This is a genomic window from Streptomyces sp. NPDC051664 (genome assembly GCF_044453545.1).
Classification (GTDB): Bacteria; Actinomycetota; Actinomycetes; order Streptomycetales; family Streptomycetaceae; genus Streptomyces.
The window spans coordinates 75,540-101,431 of record NZ_JBITCU010000009.1; the positions used below are offsets into that span (position 1 = coordinate 75,540).

Sequence of the window (25,892 nt, forward strand, 5' to 3'; positions counted from 1 at the left end):
GTACCGGCACCGTCGTCCCCTTTGCGTACGTGTTAGCGTCCCCGGACAACCGGGGGGCGCCGGACGGCGTCCTCACAGGTGACACGGAGACGGGGAACGGGGCCGGCGGAGACGGGGAGAAGCCGTAGTGACCACCGCGGAGCCGAGACCCGGCCGTGAGGCGGCCGGGAACAGCGATCTGCGAGGCGACGTGACGAGCGGCAGTGGTGGCAGCATGAATGTCCGGCTGCCCGCCCCGCGTACCCCGGAACCGTGGGCGACGGCTACCGAACCGCCCGAGCCGACCCGCAGTCGGCAGGCCCGCACCCGGCAGCTGCTGCGCCACCCCGTCACCATTGCGACGGCGGCCGCCGCGGTCACCCACATTCTCTGGTTCTTCCTCTTCGCGAACAGCGGCGGCGATCTCGCGGCGCAGGACGCCTGGGCCGAGTTCGTCGGCCGGTATCCCGGTACCGCGTACAACCTCGCCTGGTACGGGGGCATGCACCCCGTCTCGTACAGCGTGGTCTCGCCGTATCTGATGTCCGTGCTGGGCGTCCGTACGACGATGATGATCGCCGGGACGGTGTCGGCAGGGCTGACCGCGTTGATCGTGGTGCGGGTCCGGGCCGTCCGCAACCCGCTCGCCTGCTCGCTCGCCGGAGTGTTCGCTTATCTGTGCAACGCGCTGTCCGGGCGGGTGACGTTCGGGCTCGGCATGATGTTCGCGCTGGGTGCGGTGGCCGCGGTGTTCTGCTGGCCGTACCGGTGGCGCCACAAGCGCTGGGCGAAGGCGGCCGTCGCCGCGCCGCTCGCCGGGCTGGCCACGGCGGGCAGCCCCGTCGCGGGGCTGTTCCTCGGTGTGGTGGCCGCCGCGCTGTTCCTGAACAAGCGGCGCCCCGGCGCGTACGCACTGGGCCTGGCGCCGGTCGTCGTCGTCGCCCTGTCGTCGTGGCTGTTCCCGTTCTCCGGTACGCAGCCGATGTCGCTCGCGACGTTGTCCCTGCCGTTCCTCTTCGCCGTTCTCACCCTCGTCCTCGTGCCGACCGAGTGGCGCACGGTCCGCACCGCTGCCGCCGTGTACGGGGCCGGGACGCTGTTGACCTATGTGGTCGACTCGCAGATCGGCTCGAACGTCACGCGGATGGCGATGCTGTTCGCCGGGGTGGTGCTGCTTGCCGCGCTGCCGTACGCCGTGCCGCGTTCGCGGCGCTGGTACGCGCTGCTCCTGGCATTCGTCGGCATGAACATCTGGATCGGCGTCAAGGGCGTCGACGACATCGCCCGTACCGCCCCCGCCGCCTCCTGGACGCGGGAACTGGCCCCGCTGGTCAACGAGCTCCAGGAGGTCGGTGCGGAACGCGGCAGGGTCGAGGTGGTGCCCGCCAGCAGCCACCGCGAGGCGTCCGCGCTCGCCCCGTACGTCAATCTGGCCCGCGGCTGGAACCGGCAGGCCGACATGGACCGCAACCCGCTCTTCTACGACGACACGCTGGACCCGGTGAACTACCGCCAGTGGCTCGACCGCTGGGCGGTGCACTACGTGGTGCTGCCCAAGGGGGAGCCGGACTCCACCGGCGCGGCACAGGAGGCGGCGCTGGTCCAGAAGGGCCAGCCGTATCTGAAGGCCATCTGGTCCGACTCCAACTGGCAGCTCTTCGAGGTCGACAGCCCGGTGCCGCTGGCCGACCCGCCGGCGACGGTGGACCGGGCCGGTGCGGGTGAGCTGACCATCCATGTGAAGCGGGCCGGCCGGGTGCTGATCCGGATCCCGTACTCGCGCTGGCTCGCCCTGGTGGACGACGAGGGCAAGAGCGTGGAGCGGCCGCAGGAGACCGAGGCGTCCAAGCGGCGCGCGGACCAGGACAGCCCGCGGACCTTCGTCAACACGAACGGCTGCCTGCTCAAGGTGGACGAGGACGTGGACGGTGACGAGTGGACGGAACTGCTCGCGCCGCGCCCCGGGGTGTACCGGCTGGCAGCCCCGTACCAGCTGTCGCCCGGTACACCGTGCCCGGAGGAGCTGCGCTGAGGAGGGCGCAGACAGGGAACCGCAGACAAGGAGAGAGCGAGTAGATCGTGCACGATCTCTCCCTCCGGGGGCGTTGCCCTGGCATGGTGTGCTGCCATGAGGTGCCAACGGTGCGGCAGTGAACAGCGAGGTGCGCTGCCGGGATTGGTCTGTCCGGACTGTGGATCGGTGGCCCGGTCGGCCGGCGGGGACGGTTCCTGGATCGCCCGTGAGACGCTCGCGGGCCGGTTGTCCACGTTGCCGCGGAGTAGAAAGGCCTTGCTTGCGGCTGGAGTTGTGGTGGTGGCCGGCTCGCTGGTGACGGGCGCCTCGCTGCTCGCTTCAGGCGGCGACGACAGCGGTCGGCGTACGGGGGCGGTGGGGCGCGTGGGTGTCCCGCCGGATGGCATCGGGGGCGGCGCCCCGACCCGGATCGGCCCGTCCGGCACGGAGAGCCCGGACCCGGCACCCACCTCCTCGAAGTCGCCGCCTTCGCCCCGGCAGCCGGTGCCCAGCCCGTCCCGTACCCTCAAGTACCCGCCCAGCAAGGGCGGTTACACGTACACGGCCTGGGCCGGGCCCGGTTGCTCGACGGGCGAATACCACGAGCACGGCCGGTTCGAGGACGGTGACGACGGCTGGTACACGGTCGACTCGGGCGGGTACCGGGGCAGTACGTGCGACGGGCGGTTCAGCGCCGTGCCGATGTCGGGCAGCACGACCCAGGACCGGGGCAACACCGCCACCTGGTCCTGGCACCTGGGCAGTGGCTACCGTGAGTGCGCGCTGACCGTCTTCGTGCCGGACAGCGGCCGCGACCGCGACGTGGCGGGGAACCCCACCGTGTACCGGGTGCTCTCGAATCCGGATGACGCGGACTCCGCGTATACGGGCTTCGCCGTACGTCAGACCGTGCATCGCGGCACCCCCGTCGATGTGAGCAGCTACCCGGTCAAGGGCGACACGTTCGCGGTGCAGCTGATCGACCGGGGGCGCGACTGGGGTGACGAGGAACTGGTGGGTGCGCATCACGCAGCGGCGCAATTGAGGGTGAACTGTCGCTGAGGCCGACTGCCGAGGTGTCGAGCGGAACGGCAGGTATCCGTCCGGCCCGGGAGTCATAGTGGACGCATGAGCCTGACCACCGACGGAGAGCCACCCGGCCCTGTGCGGTTCCACCTTCTGTGCGATCGCCGGGGTTGCCAGGCGCGGGTCGTGTTCGACATGGTCATCGCGGATCCGCCACCGGACATCGAGTCGGACCTGTTCGGCCACGTCCTCCACAGCGCGACCATTGCCTCCCCGTACATCGAGGAGCTCGGCTGGAAGTACGTCCAGCAGGAGGGCTACCGGTGCCCGGGCTGCGCCGCCCCGGGCCGTCGGCCGAGGCCGAGGGGCGTCACATCGTCCTGAGGACTGTCCCGTGACCCTGGCGGGCGCGCGACGACAGTCACGGCGCCTCGCCGCGTTGCCGGAACGCCCGAATACATCCGGTATACGGACGCCCGTCCGCCTTGCGGTCCACCCCATCCGACGCCGCGCGCTGATCCACCAGGGATTACGGGACAGCCCTTGGGCGGCGCAGCGTATCGCGGCACGGTTCGGCGACCACCGAAGAATCCCGCCTCTAGCGTCGAACCATGACGACGACGACCGGCTCCACCTCCGGCACCGCACCCGGCTCCATCCCGTCGACCGACGGCCGCGACCCCGCCGGGATCGTCGCGGACATGGTCGACGACGTCCTGGCCCTCGCCGCGACCTGGACGGCCTGGGACGGGCGACCCATCCCCGCCGACGACCGCGTCCACACCCCGCACAAGGCGATCCGCCGCGTCGCCGACCGTCTGGTCGACCACCTCGCCGAGATGGAGGCGCGGCTTGTGGGGGAGGAGACGCAGCCGGACCGCCGGCACGCCTCGGCTACCACCACCGGGGCGGACCTCGCCCCGTTCACCGGGGCCGATCTCGATGAGGCCCGCAGCCGGCTGACCCGACTGGCCAGGATCTGGGTGAACCGTCTCGACGCAATGACGCCCGAGCAGCTGGACCGTTCTCCCGGCACCGGCTGGACGTTCCGCCAACTCGCCTTCCACGCAGCGGAATCTACCTATTACGCGGAAGCCGTAGGAGACCTCGCACCCGCCCGCACCGAACGGACCCCGACACCATGACCGACTTCGCCGCCTTCGCGGCGTTCACGTCCCTGCACCGTGCGACGACCGCGTCACCGTTGCTGCTCCCCAACGCCTGGGACCACGCCTCGGCGACGGCCCTGAGCGAGCAGGGCTTCCCTGCCATCGGCACCACAAGCCTCGCGGTGGCCGCGGCGGCCGGACTGCCCGACGGTACGGGAGCGACCCGCGCGGAGACCGTGCTTCTGGCCCGGCGACTGGGCGCCGGGCCGTACCTGCTGTCGGTGGACGCCGAGGGCGGGTTCAGCGACGACCCGGCCGAGGTGGCCGAACTGGCCCGTGAACTGGCGGCAGCAGGGGCGGTCGGCATCAACCTGGAGGACGGCAGGGGCGACGGCACCCTCACGCCTGTGGAGCTGCACGCGGCGAAGATCGCGGCGGTGAAGGCCGCCGTCCCGCATCTCTTCGTGAACGCCCGCACCGACACGCACTGGCTCGGCGGCCGGGAGGCGGCGACGGCCGGAACGACGGTCCGGCTCGATGCGTATCAACAGGCGGGCGCGGACGGCGTGTTCGTCCCCGGTCTGACCGACCCCACCGCGATCGCCGCACTGGTGAAGAGCCTGGACGTGCCCCTCAACATCCTCTATTCCCCGTCCGGGCCCACGGTCGCCCAGCTCGGCGGGCTGGGTGTGCGCAGGGTGAGTCTCGGCTCGCTGCTGTACCGGGCGGCGCTCGGGGAGGCGATGGCCGTGGCGGCGAACATCCGGGCGGGCCGGCCGGTGGGCGGAGACGTACCGACGTACGCACAGGTGCAGAACCTGAGCGTTGGTGTGCACGACCCGGGCCCGGGCTCCGGCTGATCCCGGGCGATCAGCCGGCGAAATCGTCGCGGAAGCAGGAGAGCCCGGAAGGCCCGCCGACCGATCCAGGACCGAAGGCCGTCGATCCTCGCCGTGATGCCGCTGGTCCCCGTCCTGAACAGTCAGACCGAACCGACGCCGTTGTTCTCCGTGGAGGCACCCGCCACCAGTTCCGCGCGGCCGTCGTCGTTGCTGTCCGTGACCCATACGGAGCCGCCGAAGTCGTCGCGGGCCTCGGCGGCGCCGGGGACCCCCGCCGTCCTGGGAAAGGCTCTTCGAGCCGGTGCCGGTCAGTCCCTTGGCCGAACCGCGCAGCACGGTGACAGAGCCGGCCGACTGCTTCGGTCCGAGGGCCTCAGCCGAGGCGCCGACGGCGACATCGGCGTACCCGTCGCCGTTGGTGTCACCAGCGGAGACGCTCCACCCGAAGCGGTCGTTCTTCTCGGCGGTGCCCGGGACCGAGGCGGTGTCCTGGGTGATCCGGACAGGGGTCCGGGTGGACAGCTCGGCGGCGCTTCAGGTGGGCCTTCACGCACCCCTCAGCCGGGCGCCCCTCGGCCGGCCGGAACCCCCACCGCCTCGGTGCGGCCGTCCGTTCGTGGCATGGCCGTCTACCGGGGCTCGCGGCCTTTGAGTCCTTCAGCCGCCGGTGCACGGTCAGCGCCGTGTGTACGGGCGCCGTGCACGTCGAGCACGGCCTGGAACTGCTCGCGCGCCTCGCGGACGTGGCCTGTCGCCAGGTAGGCGCGGCCCAGACGGGAACGGATGTCCATCTCCAGCCAGTCGTGGCTGGGGTCGGTGAGTGGGTTCAGCAACTGGTGCTGAAGGAGAGCCTGGTGATGGAGGGCGATGGCCGCGATCGGGTTTCCCTCGCCCTGCTCCGCCGTACCGAGCCGGGTCAGGCTGCGTGCGCAGAGGAATATGTCCCCGCCCTGCTCGACCAGGTGGATCGCCTCGCGGTACAGCCTCTTGGCCTCACCGTAGTGGCCGAGGCGGAGGTGGACGTCGGCGGCGCAGCTCAGCGGCCTGCCGAGCATGCGCGGTCTGCCGTCCGTCTCGGCGTGGCTATGGGCGTCGGCGAAGCAGGCCAGAGCCTCGTCGTTCCGTTTCCTGAAGTAGTGGGCGAGGCCGAGGATGACGAGTGCCATCGAGGCGACCCAGTCGTTGCCCAGTCGCTCGGCCAGGTCCACCGCCGCGGTGACATGGCGAATCGCCCGGTCACCGTCGCCCACACTCAGGTCGAGAGCCCCCAGCCCGGCGAGAGTCCGGGCCTCTTCGCACGGGTCGGGGCGGCGTCGGCCGAGGTCCAGTGCTTCGGTGAAGCAGGTGCGCGCCTGCGTGTACCTGCGTTGGTATACCGCGGTGTAGCCCAAGCAGTTCCGCAGTGCGACGGCCATCCGCTCGTCGGTTGCCTCGTCCACGTGGTCGAGTGCGATCTCAAGAGCTGTCTGGCACTCGTGATAGCGGCCCTGCCGTACGAAGTAGTCGACCAGCGCCTCGGCGATCCAGCAGGCGTAGTCGGCTTCGCCGAGGGCCGCGGCATGTCCGACGACGTCGGCGAGCTCTCCACCCGCCGCGTCCAGCCAGGCTTCCGCCTCCTGCCAGGTCGCGAACGGTGCTCCATCGGGCTGAGGTCCGGTGGGGAAGCCGCGGGAGCCCCAGTCACTGGCGATCCGGGCCGCGTCCAGATAGAGGCGGAGTGCGGCTGTGCGTGCGGCGGCGGCTTCGGCGGGCGCGGCTTCCGCGAGGTGTCGTGCGTGCACGCGAACCAGGTCGTGCAGTCGGTAGCGGCCCGGACGCGGCTGCTGCAGCAGACTCGTGTCGACCAGGCTTTCCAGGATCTGCTCCGTGGCGTGGGACGGCCCATCGAGCATGGCCGCCGACGCCAGCACGTCGAACTCGACCGTCGGCGCCAGGCCCAGGGCGCGGAATCCGCGCTGCTGCTCGGGTGCGAGATGTTCGTACGACAGGGTGAAGGCCGCCTCCACGCTGCGATCCCCGACGCTCAGCTCGCCGAGCCGGTGCTCATCGCCTGCCATGCGGCCCGCCAGGTACCCCACTGTCCAGGTGCTGCGGTTCTGCAGCCGCGACCCGGCGATGCGCAGTGCCAGCGGCAGCCCGTCGCAGAGCCCGACCAGCTGATGCGTCGCCTCCGGCTCCCTGCCCGCACGCTCCTCTCCGATGATGTGCGTGAGCAGGGACACCGCGTCCCCGCTGTCCAGGGGCTCCAGGGTGACCCGTCGGTCGGCGTCGAGTTCGGCCAGCCGTCGTCGGCCGGCCACCAGCACCCTGCTTCCCGCCCCTGCCGGCAGCAGCGGTCGTATCTGGTCGGCGTCCAGGGCGTCGTCCAGTACGAGGAGCAGTCGCAGCGGGCTCGTTGTCGCGCGCCAGACGGCGGTGAGCTCTTCGAGGTCGCTCGGCAACTCGCCGTTGGCCGCGCCGAGCGATCGCAGCAGCCGCTGCAGCGCCTGCTCCGGCGATTGCCGCCGCTGCGTGCTGTGCGCGCGCAGGTCAGCGAACAGGCAGCCGTCCGGGTAATGGGCGCTGAGCTCCCGGGCCGCGCGCACGACGAGCGCGGTCTTGCCGACCCCGGCCGTACCGTCCACCGTGACGATCGATACGGATCCGGGCGCGGAAGGAGCGATCAGCTGCGCCATCTCGGCCTCCCGCCCGATCAGACGGCCGGAGTCGCCCGGCAGTTCATTGACCGTGCGGCCGAGCCGGGCCCGGGTGGAAGGAGCGGCGGAGCGCGCCGTGGCTCGACCGAGGAGGAGTTCGTCGTCCCGGCGCAGCACCGCTTCATGTACCCGACGGAGCTCATCACCAGGATCGACCCCGAGCTCGTCGCGCAGTCGCTCGCACATGTCCTGACAGACGGTCAGGGCCTCCGCCTGACGTTCGCTGCCGTACAGGGCGCGCATGCGCAACGCCACCAGCGACTCGTCGTACGGACTGGCCGCCGACAGGGCGGCGAGACCGTCCAGGGCATCGGCGAATCGGCCGAGCAGAACCAAGCACTCGAGCCGTTCCACCCGAACCCTGAGCAGGCGCTCCAGCAGCCGCTGCCGTTCGACGTCGGCGAACGGTCCGGGCAGCCCAGCCAGCGGCTCGCCGTCGAACAGGGCGAGTGCGGCCGACAACCGGTCCACCGCGGTGGCCGGATCGCCGGACGCCTTCGCGCGCCGAGCGCCCTCGACGTGCTCGGCCAGGTCCGCCGCATCGAGCTGGACATCGTCGACGACGAGGCGGTACCCGCCCCCTTCCCCGCGGATCACCGAATCCGCAGGCCCCGTGCCCTCCGCGTCGAGGGTCTGCCGCAACTCGTAGATGTAGCTGGGCAGTACCTTGCGGCCGGTTCTCGGTGGCTCGGCCCCCCAGACCCCGTCGAGCAACTGCTCGTGACTCACCAGGAAGCCCGGACGCAGCGCCAGAGCGACCAGCACGGCCTGTCGCCGGACGGGCCCCAGGGGCAGCTGCGCCCCGCCACGCCAGGCCCGCACCGGCCCGAGCACGGCAAGCCGGAGCCGTCGACAAGAGCCCGCGCCCACTCGAACCCTCCGCTCCGCGCATCATCAGAATTTCATTGGCATTGCAGCGTGTGCCGCCAAGGTTTGCAAGTGCCCATCAAAACCCCGGGGTTCAGCCGCGGGGAAGCATTGGAGGGCGCGCTGTGCCGGGCGGCGGCCGTTGGCGGGGGGAAGGGCCGCCGCCCCCCGAGGAAGGAAGAGGAAGGAACACGGACGTGACCGTCATCGACAGGTCTCTCACGAGAATGCTGAAACAGCGGAGGCTCTTCCTCACACGTGAGCGGAGCGATGCCGCGGAGATCGTGTACGTATGCGTGGACGACGGGCTCCCCGGTGGCTATCCGGTCGGCTACGTCATCCCGTCCCGTGCGGGGACCTGGTTCGCGTATGCCCGAGCCCGCCCCGGCCGCGTCTTCGCCAACGACCAGGTGGACGCCGGCCTGTTGAGTGTCGAGGAGGCCGTGCGCGCCGTCCTCGATCACGCCCGCTACGGGGACGTCCTGTTCGCCCTGGAACAGCGAGCCGGCTCCGACGCCACGTACACCGCCGAGGTGCACCGGGACCACGCCACCTGGCTCGCCGCGCTCGCCGAGCCCGAAGGCATCACCCACCTCGGCAACGGCAGGGTCCGCTTCACCGGCCCCGCCGTCGCGTACCTGCGCGGCCTCCCGGAACGCTTCGGCTGCCACGTGGGCGACGAGGACCGGATCCGGCTGGGCGGGGAGTCGTACCGGTTGATCCGCGAGACCCGGCACACCGGCGGCCCGCTTCCGCCAGATGTGCCTACTGGTACACCTCCACAGTGACCGACAGGCCCGTCGGACGCCGTCCTCCCGCCTGCAGAGTGGGAGGCCAACGGGCTCCATGGACCGGCTGCACTCGAGACAGGCCGGGGCATCGCTGGTCATGCGGGACCCATAACACCCATCGCACCGAGTACGAGGCATACCGTGCCGAAGAGGAAGGAGCAGCCCAGGCCTGCGACCTGGACGTTCGCCGACCCGGCTGGGTAGCCGGCCTGCCACCGGTCGTCGCCGTCGGTCGCTGCCGAGCGCTCATGCACGGCCCAGGGACGGCCCAGAGGCTGCCCCCTCGCCGACGGCCCGCAGTCGCGTCCGCCCAGGGCCGTCACTCAAGCGGCCGGGGGCTGTTCGCTGTGGAGCCGAGTGAAAGTACGGCCTGGTTCCCGGTCCGGACGAACTAGGCTGAGACATAGCGTCTGCATGGTGGGAGATGCCGTGGATGTCGACCTGCGCAAGATGCGCTATTTCGTGGTTGTGGCCGAGGAGTTGCACTTCGGCCGGGCCGCCGAGCGGCTGCACATCACGCAACCGGTGCTGTCCCGGCAGATCCGCGCACTGGAGCAGGAGCTGCGCGCGCAGCTGTTCACCAGGAACAAGCAGAACACCGAGTTGACGGCCGCCGGCCGTCAACTGCTGGAAGACGCGCGCCCCCTGCTGGCCACCGCGCAGGCTCTGTGCCACCGGGTACAGAAGGCCGCCCACGGATCTTCGGCGTTCACTGTCGGCTTCATGCCCGGTATCACTGTGACCGGCGCGGTCCGCGCCTTCTCCGCCAGGCATCCCGAGCTGAGTGTGCAGGTGGTGCGAACTTCCTGGGGCGACCAGGTCCAAGGGGTGCACGAGGGGCTTCTCGACGTGAGCTTCGTACGGCTGCCCGTCGATCATCGCGGCCTGGAGCTGCGCGCGCTCTTCCGGGAGCCCCGCGTCGCCGTACTGCCGGCGGACCACCGGCTGGCGGGCAAGGAATCCATCGTCATCGCGGATCTGGCGCCCGAGCGACTGCTGCAGGACCCCGACGCCGTCCCCGAGTGGCGTGACCTTCCCGAGCGGACCGGCGGCGAGGAGGCCGGGCCGCGGCCCTCTTTCGCCACCGTCGAGGAGAAGCTGGAACACGTCGCGACGTCCGGGGGCGTCCTCGTCCTGCCGCTGTCCACCGCGGCCTATTACACCCATACCGATGTCGCGCATGTGCCGATCGACGACATCGGCCCCAACGAGGTCTGCCTTGCCTGGAGCGCCGGCCGCCGCTCCCCTCTGCTCGCTGAGTTCGCCGACATCGCCGCTGTTCAGCACTGATGCCCTGGGGACATCACCGCTGACAAAAGAGGTCTTGGACACCGGCCGCGGCACGGGGCCAGGGTGGAGGAGCGACGGAATCCCCCGCCGCCATCGACAAGGACAGTGAGGGCTATGCAGGTCTTCATCACGGGTGGCTCCGGCTACATCGGCCGCTCCACCATTCAGGCGCTGATCCGGCACGGCATCGAGGTAATGGCGCTGGCGCGCAGCGAGCACGCGGCGCGCACCGTGGCGGACCTCGGTGCCACCCCGGTTGCGGGGGCGCTCACCGACATCGATGTCCTTCGGGAGGCGGCCCGCCGGGCCGACGGGGTCATCCATCTCGGGGTGGACTACGCCGAGGGCACGGTGGACGTCGACCGCGGAGCGGCGGAGGCATTGCAGGACGGCGTGGGAAGCGGCCCCTATGTGCACACCGGTGGGGTGTGGGTGTACGGAGACACTGACGGTGTCGTCGACGAGGACGCCCCGCTGAGCCCGCCGCGCATCACCGCCTGGCGGCTGGAGAACGAGAAGCGCGTGCTCGCACGGGCCGTGACCGGAGAGCGCCCGGTGGTCGTGATGCCAGGGCTGGTCTACGGCCGCTCCGGCGGACTGGTGCAGTCGTTCTTCGTCGAGCCGGGGCGCACCGCAGGTGCCGTGCCCTGTATCGGGGACGGCACCAACCACTGGGCGCTGGTCCACGTCGACGACATCGCCGAGCTGTACGTCCTGGCCCTGAACGCCCCGGCCGGTTCCGTCTACGCCGGGGTCAGCGGCCAGAACCTCCCGCTGGCGGACGTCACCCGAGCCCTCAGCCACGCCGCCGGATGCCCTGGCAGGATCGACTCGCTGACCATCGACGAGGCCGTGCAGCGGATGGGCCCGATCGCCGAGGCGTTCGCCCTCGACCAGCAGTTCACCGGCGCCCGGGCTCACCGGGAGCTCGGCTGGACACCCACCCGTCTCGATGCCCTGGCAGAACTCGCCCAGGACTGAACCATCGGGGAAAAGTTCGCCCGTGCAGGCCCTGTGGTGGCTCCGGCCGAGAGGACAGACGCCGTTCAAGTCTGTTCGACGCCAACGCTGTTCACCATTTCTGATGTCAAAGCGGCCCGCCTACGTCCGCCCGCGCGCGCCGGCGGACCGCGGCATCCGCCGCTCCTGGCCCCCTCGCCCCCACGCTCGCCGAAGCAGTACGGGCCGCGTCGTCGAGGAAGGCGCATCTGATCGTGGACGGAACACTTCTGCCTATCGACCGGATCGCTGCCGACCGTCCCTTCTACTCGGGCAGACACAAGAAGCACGGCATGAACGTGCAGGTCGTAGCCGACCCGAAGGGCCGTGGGCCGTCTCCTCTGGGCTGCACCGGCCCATGGCCGGTGCCGTCACGATGTCCGGGCCGGACGCGAGCACGGCATCATCGACGCTCTCGCCGAGGCCGGCACCCGTTACGGCTGCGGGATTTCACAAACCAGCGAGCCCAAGGTTCACGCCGTCATGAAAATCTGCGGGAGACTGGGCTATTACGGCCCCGCTCTTACGGCATTCTTCTTGCACGTCGAGGCTCGTAGGTAGCGTGCCACAAGACAATTTCTTGTAACTCGCAGCGGAATCTTGGGCTGCAATTGATACTCTGCGCAGAGTTCCGAACCCTTGCTTCCCGTCAATGCTTTCCAGAATGCCGTCGGCAAGGTCACGCACGGCGTCCACCATTTCGGCGCACGATTTCGTGAAGAGTTTCGATGTGGCAGAACTGCAAGGAGATCCTGTTCCTTCCCCGTAGGTCTCGGCGAGGAAGTTGATCCGAGGTGTAAGTACAGCCTGAACTTTTTCTACCTCCGCCTGACGAGGGTTCGGAGAGTGGGCACCGGAACCAAGCTTGCTGCTGTGCTCCGCCTTCGCTGGCGAGGAGGACGGGAAGTCACATGCTGCCAGCAGAAAAAGCATCGCAAGAAGAGCGCACGCAGGACGGTTCATCGAGACTCTCCAGGGATCTGTGCAGCATGGGCTCAATAGGCGAGGCCCGCTGTTCTACGCGAATGAAAAGGTGCACTACAGGTATATATGCTGAAGTTTGATGATGTGGTGTGGATAGACTCAATCCTTGGCGCACGGCCCGAAAGGGGGCTCCTTGAATTCACTTGCCCGCCCCCATGCCGACAGGTCCAGAACTTAATTCATTCAGTCGGGTAACTGTCAATGAGTTGTGAAGACGCATGTGAAGATTTCGGTTGCCACCCATCTTGTTGAGCCGCTGGTGCGGGCTGCTTCAACGCCCTGGTACCGAGACCGGCGGTGCTAGTGCAGCAGCGGAGTTCCGCAACCACGGCAACCGCCCTGTGCAGCAACCGCGGCAGGTAGGGCGGGGAAGTGGGGTGCGTGGCCAACCTGTGACCAAGTATGCGGTCGATCAGACCCCTTTGGGGCGTAGTTCGAGGTCGGAGGGCTGAGCGCTTACCTGGCGAGGTGGTCTTGAAAACCGTCGTGGCAGCGATGTCACCGTGGGTCCAAGTCCCACACCCACCGCAGATGAACGGTCCCAGACCAGGTGAATCGGTCGGGGGCCGTACTCGTGGGCGCTGTCCGTGAGTGTCCGTCGTTCCCCGCCCGACCGTGTACGGGTGGGGCGCGGTTGCAATGGTGCTGGACTAACGGTCGCGGCTACGTCGGCGGCGCACTCGCGACACAGTCCAGATCCCGACCCCGATGATCGGGAACACGATCAACGACATCCTCACAATGGCGACGATCCCCACGAAGAGGAACGCGAACAGCAACTCCCAAATCGAGGGATCCGGTTCCATGCCCTGCCTTCTTGATGTAATTGTGTGACGTTGTTCTGGCGACGACGCATGTGCCGAACCTGCCGGTTCCCCAACGCGCCAGAATCATGTGCCTCTGAACCCACCACTCGCCCCGGCTTCCATCCCGTCCGCCTTTGGCCCACACACCGTGGAGCGGGCGTGGTAGGGCGTCAGGGTGGAGCGCGCCACTGTACGAGCGACCTGGACGCCATGGGCCGCGTCTGCTCGGTTTTACCCCGTCCCCCTGGACGCGGACAGGCGGATACGACCCGATGCGCTTGTTCACCTGGAGAGTGGCAGATGTACAGAGGGCTGCTTTTAGCCCCTCTCGCCTGCAACTTCTCTGACGCCGGACACCCTTCTGGCATACCTGGGGGAAGGACGGCCGGCGAGCGGACAGTGGCTGCGGCGTCTGGATGGCTCTGGGTTGGTTCCCTGCCCTGTGCGCTCAGCTACACAGCGAAGGCGGGGGACCCCGTCTCTATTTCGTCCCGACGGATCAGTCATGGCATCCATCTCTGGAACCCCTGACCGCGAAGGGAGCGATCGCTGAACGATGGCGATCGCTCATCCCGTACGCGATCACCCTGGGCTCCACCGCTCGTGTCCACCCTCTACGAAGCCCGTGAACTCAACGCGCGCTTTCCCCTCCAGGGACTCACTCCCGCCGAAGTGGACCACAGGCTCGGCTGGTGGTCCATGACCGATGCGCTCGACGCCGTCGCCGAGGGGCGGTTCCACGGGGAAGTCCTGGTCCGCGCGGCGCTCCCGTCGATCCACCAGCCGTCAGGTGATCTGGCTGGCTGCCCACTCGGCCCACTCGCGGCGCATGGTGTTGAACCGCAGGCCGTACTCGAGGGCGATCCGGCCGTAGACCGAAAGATTGTCGTCATCCCAGTCGACGGACTCCTCCAGTCGGCGCAGACTCTGGGACCCCTGATCGGACAGCTCGATGAGCTCGGTGAGGTAGCCGCGCGCCTGCTCGGGCGTCAGCACCCCGAGAAAGAACACCCGCAGGAGGATGTCGCTGCGGGTGTTCCGCTGCGGTTTGGTCTCGGTCAGCCAGTGCCGCAGCTCGGCCAGTCCCTCGTCGGTGAGGGCGTACTCCTTGCGGCCTCGCGGACCCTCGGCTGCCACCGTGATGAGCCCTGTGCCCGCCAGCTTGGTCAGCTCGCTGTAGATCTGGCTCTGGGTCGCCGGCCAGGCGGTGGCCAGTGACGTCTCGAACAGTTTCAGCAGGTCATAGCCGCTGGCGGGTCGCTCGGAGAGCAGCCCGAGCAGCGCGTGTCGAAGGCTCATGCTCCACAGTCTACATTCCACTATTGACATGTCTGCATTGGAACTTCTAGTTTTGACATGTCGGAACGGAAATGCTGAAGCGGAGACCTCATGTCCTACCTGCGCACCTTCCTCCCGTGGATCATCTTCGCCGTGCTGCCCTCGGGGAACTGGCAGTGGGCGGCGCTGGCCGCCCTGGTGGTTGCGGTAGCGGTGATCGTCCAGCAGGTACGGACGGGTGCCGGATTGGACGCGCTGATCATCGAGCTCGGCTCCGCGGTCTTCTTCGCCGTGCTGGCTGTCATCGCCTTCGCCAACCCGGACTCGGGCGTGCACGACTACTCGGCGGCGCTGTCGTCGGGCACGCTGGCGGTCATCGCCGGGGTCTCGCTGGCCATCGGCAAGCCGTTCACGCTGGGCATCGCCAAGCGCACCACCCCGCGCGAGGTCTGGGGGCTCAAGCCGTTCATCCAGACCAACGTCATCATCACCGCCGTCTGGACCGCGGCCTTCGTCCTGACCGCTGCAGTGCTCGCCTTCGTGGCGCACGCAGGGAACGCACACTCCACCCTCGCCACGCTCATCCAGGTTGCCGGTTTCGCGATCCCGATGATGTTCACCGTCCGCTACATCGCCCACGTCCAAGCCAAGGCCGGTGTCCGGTGATCTCCGCGCAACAGGCCCGGCCCCACCCGGCGGGCAACTCGCTCCGGTCGGCGAAGAACTCACCGGGTACGACCTGCCGGTGACCGGGCGGATCTCGGCCGAGCTGGCCGGCTGGTACCTCCGCAACGGGCCGAACCCGGCCGACGCCGCCGCCGGACACTGGTTCTTCGGCGGCGGCATGATCCACGGCATCCGGCTGGAGGGCGGCCGGGCCGCCTCGTACCGCAACCGCTGGGTGCGTACCCGCAGCTTCGCCGACGGGGCCCGGACCCACGACGACCAGGGCCACCGCGACCTCACCGCATGGGGCACAGCACGGCCCGTGCCGCGCTGATCTATCAGCACATGACCGCCGACCGGGACCGTGCGATCGCGCTGCGAGAACCATTGGTTGGCGGGAGCCTGGCAGGGCTTGTGGGAGCCCGTGATTGACCGCTGCTCGCCGCCGGGTCGGGCATGCATCGGGCCGCCGCAGCACGCGCCACGGTTCCCGTCCCTTCTGCCGGCCGATTCCCCGCCCGGACCCTGCGCTGGGGAACACAGATCGACGTGCAGCCCATCGGCGCCCTTGAAGGCCAGACCGACGTCAGCGAACAGGCCGTGGGCGCCTACGTCGCCAAATACGCCACCAAGGCAGCAGAGACCACCGGCACCCTCGACCGCCGCATTGGCGAGCTCCGTGAACTCGACATGCACCCCGGCCTGCCCGACCACACCCGGCGCCTGATCGAAGCCTGCTGGGACCTGGACGCCGACTACCCGGACCGGCTGCTCGCTCACTGGTCCCACATGCTCGGCTTCCGCGGCCACTTCTCCACCAAGACGCCCTGCTACTCCACCACCCTCGGAGCCTTGCGCGGCGCACGGGCCGACTGGCGGGCTCAGCAAGAACGCCGGGAACGCGGCCTCGCTCCCCTCGACCAGGACGACGACCAGGCAGAGGACACAACCCTGGTCATCGCGCACTGGGAGTACGCCGGACAGGGCCACACCCCCGGCGAATCCTGGCTCGCCGCCTCCATCGCCAACGAGATCAGGCAAAACCGCGAACTCGCCCGAGAGAACCGCACCGAACTGGAAGCCTTCGACACCGTGGGGGAGTGGTGACCATGGAACGGCTGCTCACTGTTGACCAGGTCGCCGAACTCCTCGGCACCACCGTCTGCGACACCCGCTTTAGGAGTTCGACCGCGCCATCTGCTCGCCTGGGCGGCGAACCTATGGCGCAGTGCAGTGCGTACCCCGGGATGCGATCAAGACCGCTCCGGTTTGGCGACGTTGCCGTCAGAGACTGCCGTCATGCGACTCGTAGAGGGCCCGCGTGACGGCTGAGCGGGACGTCGCGCAGGCGCACGCATACACGACGGCGATCCGTCGAGGCCGGCAGATTTACAGTCCGCGCCCGGCGTGCTCGCGGACCAGGCACTTCCTCAGTCGCTGGATGTGGCGCCCCACACCGACCCCACAGGGCCCAACCAAGAGAGGCCCAGCGCTACCTCAGGACCCGCAGGGCCGCGGCCTGGTGTCGTTCGTGCCAGGCGGCGGCCCGCCGCGGTCATGCGCGGGCGGGGCACCCTCGGCGTCCCGCCCGTCCCCGATCCCCGGATCAGGAGAGCCCCTTGTTCATCACGCCGCTTTCCCGGACGCCCGGGGCTGTCGTTACCAGGGACCTGTGGAGCCACCCCTGAGGACTGTGTCGTAGTTTGACGGTCACTGGTTCGCTCGTGGCGATGGCGCCGGTTGAGCCGGTGGCGATGGCGATGAAGGTGTGCTCACCGCGTGTACTCCTCGTTCGCCCGGTGCAACTCCAGTTCCCGGCATCGTTCACGGTGGCCGAGCAGATCTGCTTCTTGCCTTCGGTGACGGTGACGGTGTTCCCGGGTCCACCGGTACCGGTGAAGGTCAGCAGGCAACCGCCTCGTCCCGACCATTCGCCGGCATCGTGCCCGTGCTCGCTGCAGCGCCTGAGGGTGCTGCCGTCGGCGGGTGTGGTGATCACCGGCGTAGTGGGGGCGATAGTGATCGTGATGGACCCGCCCTGGCTGGTGTTCCCGGCCTCGTCGGTGGCGGTGGCTGTGATGGCGTGTTCGCCCTCGACCAGCGCGGTGGCGGGTGTGCAGGTCCACTTCCCGGCCGCGTCGACCGTCGCGCTGCAGACGGTGCTGCCCGCGTCGGTCACCGTCACCGTGCTCCCCGCCTCCCCGGTCCCGGCGAAAGCCGGAGTGCTGTCACCAAGAGTCCCGCCGTCGCCGGGCGAGGTGATCACCGGTGCGGCCGGCGGCTTGGTGTCGATGATGATGGTGATGGACCCGCCCTGGCTGGTGTTCCCGGCCTCGTCGGTGGCGGTGGCGGTGATGGTGTGTGCACCCTCGGCCAGCGCGGTGGCGGGTGTGCAGGTCCACTTCCCGGCCGCGTCGACCGTCGCGGTGCACACGGTGCTGCCCGCGTCGGCCAGTCTCACCGTGCTCCCCGCCTCCCCGGTCCCGGCGAAAGCCGGAGTGCTGTCGCCAAGAGTCTTGCCGTCGCCGGGTGTGGTGATCACCGGTGCGGCCGGGGGTGTGGTGTCGGCCAGGGTGTAGGAGATCGCGATCTGCCCGTCGCTGTTCGCCGTCCCGACCGGCGACGGGGTGAAACTCGTCTTTTTCCCCGACGGCGTCGCGAAGCTACTGCCCCCACCGCCGCTGCCCCCACCGGAGGGGCCAGGTCGTCCGTTGCCGCCACCGCCGGCGCCACCGGCGAAGTACCCACCGCCCCCACCGCCCCCACCGCCCCCACCGCCCGGGTCACCGCAGCCGCCTGAGCCGCCGGTACCACCCACGCCGACCATGACACCGGAGAAGGCGCCCCCGCTCTCGCCGGGGCGACCGCTGGGACAGTGGGGGGACTCGGCCGAACCGCCGCCCCCACCGCCCGCGCTGGCGCTGGTACTGCCCCCGCCACCACCCCCACCCGGCCCGGTCCCCGTCCCCGGGGCGCCGGCGGTCGCGTCCGGCAGCCCCCCGTTACCGCCATTGCCACCGTTCCCGCCGCCGACGCCTCCGCCCCCACCGGCGACGACCAGCAGCGCGCCCGCGGCACTCACACTGGACGCCCCACCCCCACCACCGCCAACGAATAGTGGAGCCGCAGCGCCGCCGTTGCCGCCGCTTCGGATCCCGCCGGTGATCCCGCCGGCGCCGCCCCAGATCGAGCAAGCGGTTCCACCGGTGCCGCCGACGTTGACGGTGTAGGTGGTGGTGGCGGTGGTGAGCGGCAGGGTCGTGACCACCCGTGCCCCCGTCCCGCCCTTCGCCGGGTTGCCACACGCGCTGGTGCCGTCCGCGCCGTCCGCGGTGATGGTTACCACTACCCCCGCCGGCACCGTGTACGACACCGACGTGCCGGTGAAGCTGAACGTCTGACTCACCGGCGCAGCCGCAGCCGCCGGTGCGGCGACGGCAGGAGGAAGCAACCCCACCCCCGACACCAGCGCGCTTACCGCGGCGGCCACCGCCGCACCTCGTCGGCTACGCCCGTCCGCCGGCCCGAGCCCCCACCACGACCCGGACCCGCGGCCGCCGACGGCAAGCAGCGCACTCCGCCACCCCCGCGTGCCCCGCAACTCACCGACAGGCCTTGACCTGAAAGAACCAAGCACCATCTGCCCTGCACCTCTCCACGGGGAAAACCCGCTGCCAGACGCCGAATCGACCACAGCGGATGCAGCGAGAACCCGCTACACCATCACCAAAACAACGCAAATGAGCACGAAATCGCTCGGAGAATAACCTGAGGCACACAGATATGACGGGAGGTCACCTCTGCGGCAAGCCGGGCAACCAACCCCCAGCGCCGTGCGCGGCCGACCCGAGACCCCCCAGATCAAAGACGTGCAGACCACACGGGCCGCAGCAGGGAAGCTGAACAGGCGCAATTCGCACGCTCTATGCGTCCCCTTACCGGAACGCGCGTACAGCACCAGCACAAATCGCTCGCATGCTGGGATCTGTCGGCTCGTCCACCGATCCGGGGCCGAAGCAGATCGTTAGGGCCAAGATCGCCACTGCCCATTCAACGGTGTCCATGACCGAAAACCCATCCGCCACCCCGCAGCGTAGAGGCGTCAAGGACGTCGTCGCCGTACTCCACGGACCGAAGCGTGTTGAGTCTCTCCCCTGGAGCAACGCTCCTCGGCGTAGCGCCTGTCTCCCCTTTTTTTGTAGCCGACAGACCCCGACTTTTTGTAGCCGACAGACCCCGGCGCCCAGCCATGCCATCAGCAACTGCCGACAGGCGTTCTCCCCCCGGCCGGACGGTGTGAGGTGCCCGCGAGAAGTCGGGGCAGGGATCGGCGAGTTCACTGCCCGTTACCCCAGTGGAGAACAGGTCGTCGACGGCCCGCTGCGCCTGCTCCAAAGGTTTCAGAAGGGACTACGCGGGGACCGCCCTCGATGTCGAAAATTTCGGGTGTCAGTCAACCCGCATCGCGTAGCGGTCGCCCGCTTACCGGCTGAGGTCATTGCCGTCAAAACGCCCCGGACCATCCCGGCCCGAGGCGTTTCCCCTGGTCACGCTTGTGCCCCCGGCAGGATTCGAACCTGCGACACCCGCTTTAGGAGCGTGGTGGGGCGAGTTGCGGTCTGACCTGTGGGATGCCGACTTCGGCGGCTGCTGGTCGTCGTCTCCGCTAGCAGCCGCAGTTCCCCGTGAGTCCCCGCCCGATCTGGCGCGGTTGTGGCACGGACCCCTTCAGATCCGCAGCTCTATGCAGAGTGGCCAGAGACAGCCATACCGGCCCCAGCCTTGCCTCATGGGGCCTGGATGAGGAGGCTCCAGCCCATCGCCCGGATCTCGTCGTAGGCTGCAGGCCGAGTGAGCAGGTCTGTCGTGAGGAAGTGCAGCTCCTCGTCTGGCCCCCACCGGCCGGTCATGCACTCCTCGCACTCCAGCAGGACACGATCCGCTTCGACGTCGGCACTGAAGACGATCAGGCCATTCGAGCACACGTGGCACTCCAGGCTGCTGATGAGCGATTCAGCCACTACGTCCCCTCTGCTTGGCTCCAAGGTCCCCTGCCTAACGCCCTAGTTTGGAAGACGCCGTATGCGGATGGCCGCTGACCTGGCGACTCCCTGATCTGGTCCGGAGCGAGGTTGGCGCCGATGTTCCCCGTGAGTCCCCGCTGCGACCCCTCCGAACGGGCACGCGGCGGGCACGATGAACCTCTCGATGCGAACTGTAGGCGCGACGGCTGCTGATGGTCGAGCGGGCTCCTGAGACCGCTGCTGGTCGGCCGCGGCTGCTGTGCTTGCTGTACTTCGCTGCTGTACGCAACCCATCGCTAGGGTCAGAGCAACTTAGCGAGGATGATCGCCGCCACCGCAGAGAGGAGCCACGGTGTCCTGACGTCCCGTCCGGCACCAGGGCTCAGTGCCCTGATGAGCACCACCAAGGCGAACATCAAGAGCACACCCGGCAGCAGGTCAACGACGGGTTCAGGGATTCCTATGTGGGGCATGCCGAGATGGTAGCCAGGTGCTGTGGGATGCCGACTTCGGCAGCTACTAGCTTCGGCCGTGGTCAGTAGCCGCAGTTCCCCGTGACCCCCGCCCGATCTGGCGCGGTTGTGGCACGGGGAACTCCTGTATTCGTAGCTCTAGCCAGAACGGCCAGCGAGGGCCATCAGGCGCTCCACCGGCCGAGGGTGCGTGGACCAGCCGCCGACTACGTGGGAGAGGCGAATGGGTTCCCGTCGGGAACCGGTGGGCCGCTCCACTGCGCCCCCGGAAGCACGACAGGCGTCCAATCCGGGCCGCGGTGGTCCAGCCACCACCTGCCGATGGTGCGGAACTTCTCCTCGAACCCGCGATCCCAGCAGAGGAACCCGGTGATCGGCGCCCGCAGGCGAGTACGACGGCCACCCGCTTCGTAGATCACAACGGTCTGTAGCCCCTGGAAGCGTTCGACGCGGATGGCCTGGACGTTCGACCAATGGATGGTCCGGCGGCGGAGGCTGTGGACGATGGCCGTCGACTCCGTGAGAGTGACGCCGAAGTACTGCCCGATGATCAGGAACACGAGCAACAGGGCGGCCCACGTACCCAATGGCTCGGCTATCTCAGACCCGGCGCGCTTCAAGGTCATCCAATCGATGACCGTCGTGCCCACGACGATGACAAGGAGGGGCAGAACAGGCAGTACGCGTTGAGGACGCGTACACCGGTAACGGATGTGCTCTGGCGGCACAGCCTCGACCTGCAATTGCTCCACCAAAGTCCGCCCCTCACACAACGCAGCCATCGTCGGCACGTGATCGCCAGGGCAGCATGGCGGACCGGGGGTGCGCTGTCCATCGCCTACGGTTGTCGGCCGAGCGGGCCAGCAGGGTCATTCGGCTTCCGCCGCCCCCATCCCAACGCACCACTCACCCCAGCTTCCATCCCGTCCGCCTTCGGCCCACACATCGTGGAGCGGGCGTGGTTCAGGGCGTCAAGGTGGAGCGCGCCACTGTACGAACGACCTTGACGCCCTGGGCCGCGACTGCTCGGCTCGCCTGGGTCGAAGGTGGTCGGGATGGGAGCCCACAACGCTCACCACGATCCGGCCGGCACCCGCGAACGGCGCCCCGACCATCCCGGAGTCTGAGCGCCCCCGCCGGAGGCATGTTTGTGCCTTCCGTTTTTTCCTCGGTCAGGCTCTCTCGCTCTAGTTGCGCGACCGGCGTAGCCGGGGCCCAGAGCGGGGCGGAGACAGGAGCGCAGGGCCCCGGCGGTGAGCCGGGGAGCGCGCGACGAGCGGAGCGAGGAGCCTTGATGAGGTAGAGAAACCTGTAACAGCTCTAATGCCGTTGGCCGGAAACGAGCACCAGGTTGGTGCCGACTCGCCTCGCGTCGGTTGCGGCCTGAGGATTCCCGCCACGGCGGTCTACTCGGCCATCTCCTCGGGGGGGCCTTGACCCCTGATGTTGGACACACGAGACACTGGATCCTGAGGATCTGAGAACGGACATCTCGTGGTCATGAAGAACTACCCGCCGGAGTTCAAGGCGGACGCGGTCGCGCTGTACGAGTCGCGGCCCGATGCGACGATCAGGTCGGTCGCCGCCGATCTGGGGATCAATCCGGAGACCCTGCGGAACTGGGTCCGGGCTGCCGGAGCAAGCCGTCCACGGGGACGCCGGACGCAGGAACCGGCCCAGCCGCCGGCCCCGCTGGAGGCGGAGAACGCGGCTCTGCGGAAGAAGGTCCGCGAGCTCGAGGAGGAACGCGAGATCTTGCGGAAGGCCGCCAAGTATTTCGCCGGGGAGACGCGCTGGTGAACCGCTTCCAGTGCGTCGCCGACCATCAGCGCCGCTACGGCGTGAAGCGGCTCTGCAGCATCCTCGGCATCAGCCGCTCGAGCTTCTACTACTGGCGCCGGACAGCTGCGGACCGGGCCGCCCGGCAGGCGGCCGACGCGAAGTTGGCCGCCCGGATACGGGCGGTGCACCAGGAATCGGACGGCACCTACGGAGCCCCAAGAATCACCGCCGAGCTCCGCGAGACGAGCGGAGAGGCGATCAACCACAAGCGGGTCGCCAGGATCATGCGGGCGTCCGGGATCGAAGGGGTCCGGTTGCGCCGCCGGCACCGCACCACCGTCCCCGATCCGGCTGCGGCCAAGGCTCCGGACCTGATCGGCCGCGACTTCACCGCGGGCAAGCCGAACACGAAGTACGTCGGCGACATCACCTACCTGCCTATCGACGGCGGGAAGTTCTGCTACCTGGCGACCGTCATCGACCTCGCTTCGCGCCGTCTGGCCGGCTGGGCGATCGCCGACCACATGCGCGCGGATCTCGTGACCGACGCCCTGGCCGCGGCGATCCGCACCCGCGGCAGCCTCGCCGGATCGATCATGCACACCGACCACGGAGCCCAAGTACACGAGCAGGGCCTTCGCTGAAGCCTGCAGGTCAGCAGGGGTTCGGCGAAGCATGAGCTCGGTCGGGTCCAGCGCGGACAACGCACTCGCCGAGTCCTTCAACGCGACCTTCAAACGCGAGACCCTGCAGGGACGAAAGAGCTGGCCCAACGAGCGCGAGGCCCGACTCGACGCCTTCAGATGGCTCCACCGCTACAACACCCGGCGCCGACACTCCCGCCTCGGACAGCGATCACCGATCGCCTTCGAGAACGCCTTCCACCTCACACCAACTACGCTGGCACCAGCCGCATAACCCGTGTTCAGGATTCGGGGTCAAGGCCCGGGGAGCGACGGGTGATCTTCTTTCCGGCTTCGGTCTCGACCAGGGTCAATGCGCCGATCCAGTTTACGGCATCCGGATATTCCCAGTTGGCTGCGTCTTCGAGGACCGCCGGGAGCTGATCACGAGGTACCAGCTCGCCGGGCTGGAATCCGTTCTCCCCTGATGGGGAGGTCCACGGCGCGACTCGACGAACCTCTATCCATCCACGATCGATGAGAGCGAGCAAGATCCCTGCCAGCTCGCTGATTGGCCGGGACCGATCGGCATCGTCGAGATCGGCCCAGGCACCAGGCAGGATGTCGATCTCGTACGAATTGACCATGAACGCTTTCTCGGGCTTGGTCAACGCTTGCCACTCATGCTCGCTCACACACCGATCATCGCAGGGCAACCCGGTGATCATTTCCGGTCGCAGCACTAGCTGGTGCGAGTGAGTGCGGTCAGGTGATCCAGGTACTCGCGGCCTGCCGTCTCCGTGGCGTAGTCGCGACTGATGATGGCTGCAAGCTCACGGCTGACCATGAGCAGAGAAGGCAGAGACTGGCGGTCACCTTTTAGCGCCCACTCGCCGTAGTTGACGGCCTGGTCCAGGTCGCCCTGTCGGGCTGCCACCACGCCAAGGGTGATCCGCGCCTCCGCCATGCGCATCGGTGAGCGCTCGGAGCCGTCGAAGTCTGTGCCCGCCCGGATCACTTCGTGGGCAAGGTTCTCGGCGAATCGGTCTTCGCCGAGCAGGCGGTAGCAGTCCATCGCGTAGAAGTCGAACTTCGCCGGGTCCACCACAAAGTGGTGGTCAAGGTTCTCGGGGTACGGCATTCCTTCGAGGAGCTTCCGCCCCCGGTCCAAAGCCACTTCCGTTTGCCGCCGGTCGCCCAGTCGTGCCCACCCCTTCGCCTCCTGGGCGGCAAGTTGTACCGCCACCCCGTGCTTGGGGGACGCGTCGGTCCCGGCCTGCGAGGCTGCCAGGATTCCGCGGTAGTCGCCAGTCGTGAGGGCGAACCACGCGCGCATCTCGTGGGCCCAGCCGGAGATCTCCGGGTTGTCCGCCTCACGAGCTAAGGACAGGGCTGCCCTGCGGGTGCTCTCTGCCGCTGCGCGGTCGCCCATGTCGTACTCGACGCAGCCGATTAGGAGTGCGAGCCATCCTGACAGGGTGAGCACTTCGCGGTGCTGCGCGAGCGTGAGGCGTTGGGCCTGAAGCCCGGCAACGTGCTTGAGCCACTGCCTGCCCTCGGCGGCCAACTGCCCGCTTGGCAGGTAGGGGTACTCCGAGCACAGTCGGTCGGTGGTGATCCGGAGTGCGTCAAGAGTGGCGGTGTCGACGTCGGATGCCTGCAACCGGCTGATGATGTCCAGTGTCTCCATGCCGCTCGCCGCGACGATCTCGGCGTTTCCATCCCGCTGCCCAGCGACGGGGAAGATCGCATGAGTCACGGTGCCGAAGGTGGCGGCAATGATCGGCTGGTAGAAGTCGCTCGGCATGACCTCGCCGGACTCCCACCGCTTCCATTGGCGGACCATGCTGGAGCCTTCCGGCAACGGCTTCGGCGAGTGGGCTCGGAGCGCGGCAACCACTTCGGCCTGTGACCACTGCCGGGCGTCTCGCTCGGAGGCAAGTCGTCGCGCCCATGCCGGCCGTTCGTCGCTCATGTGCTGCCCTCCCGTCGGGGTGCTTGCCTGTCGAGTCTGGCACTCAGAGAGCCGGTGACACGGGGGGTGACAGGGGGTTGGCACCAAGGCTGTCACCCGGTGACACCACGCCTGTCCCTAGTTACTCAGTTGTGCTGACAGCAAGGTGGATCACTGTCAGGTACCGCTCAAGGGCTGGGTTCGCTTCTCCAACTCAGCTACACGGGCGGCAAGTTGCTGAATTTCGGAGTGGATGGCGTTGATCTCATCTCGGTTAACCGGAGCGCTGGCGTCTTGCCCGGCCCCGTCTTCGCTCGGCCGGTCCTGTACGAAGTACCCGCGCGTCGGCACAGAGATGATCACGCCCTCATCTGCAAGCACCTTGAGCGCGTTGCCCACGGTCACCGTCGTGACCTTGAACCGGTCTGCCAGGTCACGCAGTGATGCGAGCCGGTGCCCCGCCGGGAGCGGGGTGCTCGCGATCTCGTCGCGCAAGGCGTCGGCGATCTGCGCCTTCTTGGACCTGGGGTCGTGGGCTTCAACCGTCATGAGCCGAGACTACCCACCAGGGCGACATAGCACAGCCTATGCCGCACTAACACTTGCGCCCTACTCTGCTATATAGCAATCTATGTCATGCGGTTAGCCGCAAACCCGGAGGGCGACGCATCTACCGCCAAGCAGTCCGC

The 25,892-nt window shown here is 68.6% G+C and carries 20 protein-coding genes and 4 pseudogenes; 13 read left to right on the plus strand and 11 right to left on the minus strand.

Annotation, left to right across the window (positions count from 1 at the left end):
• The first annotated feature begins 127 nt into the window (after positions 1 to 127).
• From ACIA8E_RS18765 to ACIA8E_RS18785, 5 genes are all read left to right on the plus strand, one after another.
• On the plus strand, positions 128 to 2,011 hold the full coding sequence (locus ACIA8E_RS18765; protein ID WP_399299290.1) for an MFS transporter: 1,884 nt from the start codon (positions 128 to 130) through the stop codon (positions 2,009 to 2,011).
• 279 nt (positions 2,012 to 2,290) lie between these two features.
• Entirely contained in the window at positions 2,291 to 3,055 is a 765-nt protein-coding gene (locus tag ACIA8E_RS18770) for an adhesin (RefSeq protein ID WP_399299703.1), read from the plus strand.
• Between the two features lie 66 nt (positions 3,056 to 3,121).
• A complete protein-coding gene (locus ACIA8E_RS18775; RefSeq protein WP_399299291.1) occupies positions 3,122 to 3,403 on the plus strand; it encodes a hypothetical protein in 282 nt (93 codons plus the stop codon).
• Between the two features lie 227 nt (positions 3,404 to 3,630).
• Positions 3,631 to 4,164: a hypothetical protein gene (locus ACIA8E_RS18780; RefSeq protein ID WP_399299293.1), complete on the plus strand. Its 534-nt coding sequence runs from the start codon at positions 3,631 to 3,633 to the stop codon at positions 4,162 to 4,164.
• A complete protein-coding gene (locus tag ACIA8E_RS18785; RefSeq protein WP_399299295.1) occupies positions 4,161 to 4,988 on the plus strand; it encodes an isocitrate lyase/phosphoenolpyruvate mutase family protein in 828 nt (275 codons plus the stop codon). Before ACIA8E_RS18780 ends, ACIA8E_RS18785 begins: the two co-directional genes overlap by 4 nt.
• Positions 4,989 to 5,351: 363 nt before the next feature.
• On the opposite strand, the pseudogene ACIA8E_RS18790 reads toward ACIA8E_RS18785, so the two are convergent.
• A pseudogene (locus ACIA8E_RS18790) lies at positions 5,352 to 5,492 on the minus strand (FG-GAP repeat protein); the annotation flags it as partial.
• Between the two features lie 107 nt (positions 5,493 to 5,599).
• Complete coding sequence (locus ACIA8E_RS18795) at positions 5,600 to 8,488, minus strand: BTAD domain-containing putative transcriptional regulator (protein WP_399299297.1); 2,889 nt, start codon at positions 8,486 to 8,488, stop codon at positions 5,600 to 5,602.
• A gap of 242 nt (positions 8,489 to 8,730) precedes the next feature.
• Here ACIA8E_RS18795 and ACIA8E_RS18800 point away from each other — a divergent pair, with 242 nt between their 5' ends.
• The 4 genes and pseudogenes from ACIA8E_RS18800 to ACIA8E_RS18815 form a co-directional block, all read left to right on the plus strand.
• Positions 8,731 to 9,321, plus strand: a complete 591-nt coding sequence (locus ACIA8E_RS18800) for a hypothetical protein (RefSeq protein ID WP_399299299.1) — start codon at positions 8,731 to 8,733, stop codon at positions 9,319 to 9,321.
• A gap of 417 nt (positions 9,322 to 9,738) precedes the next feature.
• Entirely contained in the window at positions 9,739 to 10,614 is an 876-nt protein-coding gene (locus tag ACIA8E_RS18805) for a LysR family transcriptional regulator (RefSeq protein WP_399299301.1), read from the plus strand.
• Between the two features lie 114 nt (positions 10,615 to 10,728).
• Positions 10,729 to 11,595, plus strand: a complete 867-nt coding sequence (locus ACIA8E_RS18810; RefSeq protein WP_399299303.1) for an NAD-dependent epimerase/dehydratase family protein — start codon at positions 10,729 to 10,731, stop codon at positions 11,593 to 11,595.
• Between the two features lie 173 nt (positions 11,596 to 11,768).
• Positions 11,769 to 12,042: pseudogene (locus ACIA8E_RS18815) on the plus strand (transposase family protein); the annotation flags it as partial.
• 21 nt (positions 12,043 to 12,063) lie between these two features.
• Here the strand turns inward: ACIA8E_RS18815 and ACIA8E_RS18820 are convergent.
• Both ACIA8E_RS18820 and ACIA8E_RS18825 read right to left on the minus strand, forming a co-directional pair.
• Positions 12,064 to 12,576, minus strand: coding sequence for a hypothetical protein (locus ACIA8E_RS18820; RefSeq protein WP_399299305.1), 513 nt, complete (start codon positions 12,574 to 12,576; stop codon positions 12,064 to 12,066).
• Positions 12,577 to 14,189: 1,613 nt separating this feature from the next.
• Entirely contained in the window at positions 14,190 to 14,702 is a 513-nt protein-coding gene (locus tag ACIA8E_RS18825) for a PadR family transcriptional regulator (RefSeq protein ID WP_399299307.1), read from the minus strand.
• A gap of 90 nt (positions 14,703 to 14,792) precedes the next feature.
• On the opposite strand from ACIA8E_RS18825, the gene ACIA8E_RS18830 reads away from it, so the two are divergent.
• The 3 genes and pseudogenes from ACIA8E_RS18830 to ACIA8E_RS18840 all read left to right on the plus strand — a co-directional run.
• Complete coding sequence (locus tag ACIA8E_RS18830) at positions 14,793 to 15,347, plus strand: hypothetical protein (RefSeq protein ID WP_399299309.1); 555 nt, start codon at positions 14,793 to 14,795, stop codon at positions 15,345 to 15,347.
• Positions 15,337 to 15,681, plus strand: coding sequence for a carotenoid oxygenase family protein (locus ACIA8E_RS18835; protein ID WP_399299311.1), 345 nt, complete (start codon positions 15,337 to 15,339; stop codon positions 15,679 to 15,681). Before ACIA8E_RS18830 ends, ACIA8E_RS18835 begins: the two co-directional genes overlap by 11 nt.
• A 128-nt stretch (positions 15,682 to 15,809) precedes the next feature.
• A pseudogene (locus ACIA8E_RS18840) lies at positions 15,810 to 16,454 on the plus strand (replication initiator); the annotation flags it as partial.
• A 499-nt stretch (positions 16,455 to 16,953) separates the two neighbouring features.
• Here ACIA8E_RS18840 and ACIA8E_RS18845 read toward each other — a convergent pair.
• From ACIA8E_RS18845 to ACIA8E_RS18860, 4 genes are all read right to left on the minus strand, one after another.
• Positions 16,954 to 18,837 carry an Ig-like domain-containing protein gene (locus ACIA8E_RS18845; protein ID WP_399299312.1) on the minus strand — a complete coding sequence of 628 codons (1,884 nt, stop codon included), beginning with the start codon at positions 18,835 to 18,837 and terminating at the stop codon, positions 16,954 to 16,956.
• Positions 18,838 to 20,134: 1,297 nt separating this feature from the next.
• Positions 20,135 to 20,368, minus strand: coding sequence for a hypothetical protein (locus tag ACIA8E_RS18850; protein WP_399299314.1), 234 nt, complete (start codon positions 20,366 to 20,368; stop codon positions 20,135 to 20,137).
• Positions 20,369 to 20,673: 305 nt separating this feature from the next.
• On the minus strand, positions 20,674 to 20,844 hold the full coding sequence (locus tag ACIA8E_RS18855; protein WP_399299315.1) for a hypothetical protein: 171 nt from the start codon (positions 20,842 to 20,844) through the stop codon (positions 20,674 to 20,676).
• Between the two features lie 206 nt (positions 20,845 to 21,050).
• Positions 21,051 to 21,596, minus strand: a complete 546-nt coding sequence (locus ACIA8E_RS18860) for a hypothetical protein (protein WP_399299317.1) — start codon at positions 21,594 to 21,596, stop codon at positions 21,051 to 21,053.
• 742 nt (positions 21,597 to 22,338) lie between these two features.
• Here ACIA8E_RS18860 and ACIA8E_RS18865 point away from each other — a divergent pair.
• Positions 22,339 to 23,544 (plus strand): annotated as a pseudogene (locus ACIA8E_RS18865) (IS3 family transposase).
• A gap of 7 nt (positions 23,545 to 23,551) precedes the next feature.
• Here the strand turns inward: ACIA8E_RS18865 and ACIA8E_RS18870 are convergent.
• The 3 genes from ACIA8E_RS18870 to ACIA8E_RS18880 all read right to left on the minus strand — a co-directional run bounded on the left by ACIA8E_RS18870 (position 23,552) and on the right by ACIA8E_RS18880 (position 25,752).
• Complete coding sequence (locus ACIA8E_RS18870; RefSeq protein ID WP_399299319.1) at positions 23,552 to 23,944, minus strand: hypothetical protein; 393 nt, start codon at positions 23,942 to 23,944, stop codon at positions 23,552 to 23,554.
• A 47-nt stretch (positions 23,945 to 23,991) separates the two neighbouring features.
• Positions 23,992 to 25,224 (minus strand): XRE family transcriptional regulator, encoded by a 1,233-nt coding sequence (locus ACIA8E_RS18875; protein WP_399299321.1) that lies wholly within the window; start codon positions 25,222 to 25,224, stop codon positions 23,992 to 23,994.
• Positions 25,225 to 25,380: 156 nt separating this feature from the next.
• The gene (locus tag ACIA8E_RS18880; RefSeq protein ID WP_399299322.1) at positions 25,381 to 25,752 is read right to left on the minus strand and encodes a GntR family transcriptional regulator; all 372 of its coding nucleotides are present in this window, start codon (positions 25,750 to 25,752) and stop codon (positions 25,381 to 25,383) included.
• Between the last annotated feature and the right edge of the window lie 140 nt (positions 25,753 to 25,892).